The following is a 4,692-nucleotide window of genomic DNA, read 5'->3' as shown; positions in this document are numbered from 1 at the left end:
CCGGGCAGCGGCGGCCTAACAAGTCGTTCAAGCCGACGCCACATCGGGGCGCAAACCACATGGCAGGTACAGCTTGCCATGTGCTTCACGCCCCGCTGCGGCGCGGCTTAACTCTGGTGTTAGGCGCCATGGACATGATCTCGCAATCTGAAAATGTGATCTCGATCTTCGGTTACTGGCCGAAGTTCGCGGATGCCAAAGTCGCGCTCATCGCATATGAGCCGCCTGGGACCATTCGTCTGGATCTTTCGTACATCGATGCGGAAATGCAGAAGGCCGCGGTCGTAGGCCTGCGTTTCACTGGTGTGCGAGAGCTAGCGTTGAGCGAGCTTCTTTCAGAGAACGTGCTGGATAGCCTGACCATCTCAGACGGAACGCCTATGCGCGTGGAGCTAGAGCCGTGCTATGGCCTAGGTGGTAGCTTCACTTGTACGGGCGCCGAGGTCACCGGGGTGGCGCCTAACAATTCATTCAAGCCGACGCCGCTTCGCGGCTCGGCTTAATTCCGGTGTTAGGCGGCCCACGGAGCAGCATCGCAACGTGCAACAAGCAATTGCCCACGTCTCGCTACTGGTCCGTGATTACGACGAGGCCATAGAGTTCTACGTCGGGACGCTCGGGTTCCGCTTGGTTGAGGACTCGCCGCGGCCGGAAGAGGGCAAGCGCTGGGTGGTCGTCGCTCCTCCCGGAAGCTCGGGCACGTCACTACTACTCGCCCGAGCCTCGGGCACAGATCAGCTGGTGGCGGTTGGGGGTCAGACGGGTGGCCGGGTATTCCTGTTCCTTCAGACAGATGACTTCTGGCGTGACTACGAGCGGTATCGGTCGGCCGGGGTCACCTTCGTTCGCGCGCCTTCCGAGCAGCCTTACGGCACAGTGGCGGTGTTCCAGGACTTGTATGGCAATCTCTGGGATCTGCTGCAGTACAACGGGTCGGTCCCGTATCGTCTCGGGGCCGCCTAACAATGCGTTCAAGCCGACACCGCATCGGGGCGCAAACCACATGGCAGGTAAAGCGTGCCATGTGCTTCACGCCCCGCTGCGGCGCGGCTTAACTTAGGCGTTAGGCGCCACATCATGTGTACGGTCATCCGTAAAATTATCTGGCTATTTGCTGCCGCGACGGTTTCGGGGTGCGCCTCTCTATCAGGTACGGAGTCGCACTTTCCAGCCGTGTGGGCACAACAATCAATCTGTGTCGAATCCTGGGAGCGCCTGCTAGACGACTGGAAGTCAAACGGTGGCGGACTACGCAGTTCCATGGGAGAAACGAGAGGCCAGATTGCTCAAGACGATAGCTCGAAGTTCGCTAGTCTCGTACGCGCTACATGGGCAGCTCAGACCTCAAGTCGCAATCGACTGGATTTGGGTCAATGGCCAATTCCAGAAGGTTACTACCGCTCGGTTGTGGCTGTCGTTCGTCCAGAGTCTTTGGTGCCTCGTGATTGTGAAGTTCCAATTTACCTAGACAACTGGCTGTTTCGAGAGATTGAACTCGGGGAGCGGAGACTAACCGACATGCCAGATTGCCTGGACGCTGCGGACGCTACGTCCGCGAATCACTGGTTGTTCTACTGGCTTTTCGCGCGTGTTGCGGATGAGGCGGGCAGCATCTAGGGTGGCGCCTAACAATGCGTTCAAGCCGAAACCGCTTCGTTCCGCAAAGCACATAGCAGGTACAGCTTGCCATGTGCTTCGCTCCACTACGCGGTTCGGCTTAACTTAGGTGTTAGGCCTTGTTTGCCGCACTGTTGCTGCCGGGTTCCAGGCAATCTGTAGCGCCTCGCTTATCCGCAGCGTTTGCACCTCGCACGCGCGGTGCAGGCATCGGCAGTCAGGCCTGCAGCAGCTCGGCTCCGGACAGGCGCGACTCTCCGCAAGATTTGACCGGCCGAGTCGGCTTCGGACAGGGCGCAATGAGAGTTCTTGGCCGCGCGAGTCCAGTGTTCTGGCTTTGGCCCCGGCAAATGCCAGTCTCAGGCCGCTCGGCCAGACTTGTTGTACTGTTCGGCTCAGGGGTTGGGCTGTCGCAAGGTCGGGCGCAAGCTCGGTGTGCGGCGGCCTAACAAGTCGTTCAAGCCGAAGCCGCTTCGTTACGCAAACCACATGGCAGGTAGAGCTTGCCATGTGCTTCGCTCCACTACGCGTCTCGGCTTAACTCTGGCGTTAGGCCCCTATGGACAGACTCCCGACGTGGGTCGTCATCGTAATTACAGCCATTTTTCTGTTCGGTGGCCTTGAGGTCGCGGCGCTCCTCTTTGAGCTGCCCACGGATGAGCCTGCTCTCACGGATCCAGATCTAGCTGAGGCACCACTCAGCTTGTTCCTCGGCGTTGGCATTCTTGTCTACATTCTTGAGGCACTATTCTGGACAGTTCTCTTTGTTGAGCTCGGTGCCAAGTACGCAAAGTCGCCGCTGCTAGGTGCGATCCTTGGGCTTCTTGGTTATGGAGTTGTGTTTCATTGGTCCGGCGGGTTCTTCTCGGTTCTAGTGTCCAGCTGGATTGCCCTGGTTCTAAACAGCAGCTATGTTCTCCTGCGTCAGCGATCACGCACGGTTGCAATTCTCTCCACAGTGGCGCTCAAAGTTATCTTCATTCTTTCCGTGGCCTTTGCCATCTACAGGTAGGGGCCTAACAATTCGTTCAAGCCGATGCCGCTTCGCGGCACGGCTTAACTCAGGTGTTAGCGCGCATATGCATATCGTTGGGGCTGGTAGAGACGCATTTCTCGAGTTTCTGCGGAACCTGACTCCGCAGGCTCTTCTGCTATCGGCTGGAATCGTCGGTCTTTCGCGTATTGAAAGGCCATTCTCTGATTGGACTAACGCTGGCTACTGGCTCCTAGTTGTTACTTTGCTCGCAATCGTCATTCTCGCTGCCGCCGCAAACACGTGGAAGTTCTTGGACAATGCCTTTAGCGGCTCAGAATGGGCGCGGAGGACAGTAAAGCGCCTTAAGCGGATCCACTCATCACCTCTACGAAGGTCGTGGATGCTTCTCGTAGCAAGTTGGCGGTTCCGCCGCGTTCTGTTCTGGGAGTTCCTCGTGGCCGTTGTTGTGGTCTACGCTTGTCTCATTGCGGTTGTTTCCATGGCTACACATGGCACGCTCAGGTCGCTCGGTGCGCGCTAACAATTCATTCAAGCCGACGCCGCTTCGCGGCGCGGCTTAATTCAGGCGTTAGGCGGCACAGACAGTGCACTACGAGATCGCTGCAAAAATTCCGGCCGATTGCTCCGCAGAAGAAATCTGCAGCTTTGTTGCCCTTGTAGAACAAGGCGGAGAGGTTGCTGCAGGCGGGCTTCAGCAGCGCGTCATAGCTGCCGCAAACTTGGCATTCCTGCGTTCTGGCAGAAGCCTCGCTGGAGTTGCCGCGCTCAAGCACCCCAATGATGCCTATCGCACCAGAGTCGCCGCTGCGTCAGGGGCATCACTATCGCAAAAGTCATTCCCTTATGAGCTTGGTTGGGTGTTCATTGCCGACGAGGCCCGAGGCAAGGGCTACGCGCAACCTCTATCACAGGCGGCGCTGGCCCTAGCCGGTGACAACGGTGTTTTCGCCACTTCGCGCACTGAAAATATCGCAATGCATTGCACATTGGCCAAGCTTGGCTTTGTAGCCTCGGGATCGACTTATCCTTCACAGCATGGCGGTCATCACCTGCAGCTGTTCACGAGGGTGCCGCCTAACAATTCATTCAAGCCGACGCCGCTTCGCGGCGCGGCTTAATTCAGGCGTTAGGCCTTGTTTCCCGCACTGTCGGTGGCAAGGTCCAGGCGGGCTCAAGCATCTCGCTCACCCACGGCATTTGCACCTCGCACGCGCGGTGGGCGCATCGGCAGCCGGCTCTGAAGCACCTCGGCTTCGGATAGGCGCGACCCTCTGCAAGATTCGACCTGCCGAGTCGGCTTCGGCCACGACGCGGTGAGAGGTCTTGGCCGCGCGAGTCGAGTGTTCTGGCTTTGGCCCCGGCAAATGCCAGCCTCAGGCCACTCGGCCAGACTTGTTGTACTGTTCGGCTCAGGGGTTGGGCTGTCGCAAGGTCGGGCGCAAGCTCGGCGTACGGCGGCCTAACAAGTCGTTCAAGCCGAAGCCGCTTCGTTACGCAAAACACATGGCAGGTAAAGCTTGCCATGTGTTTCGCTCCACTACGCGTCTCGGCTTAACTCTGGCGTTAGGCCCGCAGAGATCGTATGACGCACACCGATTGGTTAAAGCTCATGCAATTCCCACCCGAGTGGACGGCATGGGACCTCGTTCCCGCAGAGCTAGCCACTGTGCAAGTGGCCGGCTACGAGCCGGGGCACGAGGAGGCGTCGGAGCATGATCGCCATGGAGCTTTTCAGTGGTGGCTGACGCAGCAACCTAGCCCGGAGGTGTTGGTACAGTTGGCTCGCTTGTCCTGGCTCGACCCAGATCCAGCAATGGCCCAGTACGTGAGGGGTTGTATTGCCAAGCAATCCGGCTATAACGCAGAGGTGGCACATGCCCTTGCCGCTCCGCACCAGCGGGCCTAACAATTCATTCAAGCCGAACCCGCTTCGCGGGTCGGCTTAATTCAGGCGTTAGCGCTTACGGGAGAGTGTAATGCGACGTGTAGTTCTTCTTCTCGCACTAGTGCCCATTGCGGCAGTAACTTTCGCGGCAGAGAAAGCGATGAGCGTGCCGACCGACGCGAAGGCCAGCTAC

The 4,692-nt window shown here is 58.5% G+C and carries 4 protein-coding genes; all 4 read left to right on the top strand.

Annotation, left to right across the window (positions count from 1 at the left end; genetic code table 11):
• A partial coding sequence (locus ACW7G5_RS14550; protein WP_457005698.1) for an Imm50 family immunity protein occupies positions 1 to 503 on the top strand: 503 nt, incomplete at its 5' end.
• A 37-nt stretch (positions 504 to 540) separates the two neighbouring features.
• On the top strand, positions 541 to 963 hold the full coding sequence (locus ACW7G5_RS14545; protein WP_457005696.1) for a VOC family protein: 423 nt from the start codon (positions 541 to 543) through the stop codon (positions 961 to 963).
• A gap of 1,213 nt (positions 964 to 2,176) precedes the next feature.
• A complete protein-coding gene (locus ACW7G5_RS14540) occupies positions 2,177 to 2,629 on the top strand; it encodes a hypothetical protein (protein ID WP_457005694.1) in 453 nt (150 codons plus the stop codon).
• 569 nt (positions 2,630 to 3,198) lie between these two features.
• The gene (locus ACW7G5_RS14535) at positions 3,199 to 3,732 is read left to right on the top strand and encodes a GNAT family N-acetyltransferase (protein ID WP_457005693.1); all 534 of its coding nucleotides are present in this window, start codon (positions 3,199 to 3,201) and stop codon (positions 3,730 to 3,732) included.
• Positions 3,733 to 4,692 lie beyond the last annotated feature (960 nt).

The sequence above is a fragment of the Luteimonas sp. A501 genome (assembly GCF_054052085.1).
This window is presented reverse-complemented; position numbering and strand designations above follow the sequence as displayed.

Excerpts from the sequence above, each read along its gene's own strand:
- ACW7G5_RS14540 (WP_457005694.1), top strand. The coding sequence starts at position 2,177 with ATGGACAGACTCCCGACGTGGGTCGTCATCGTAATTACAGCCATTTTT.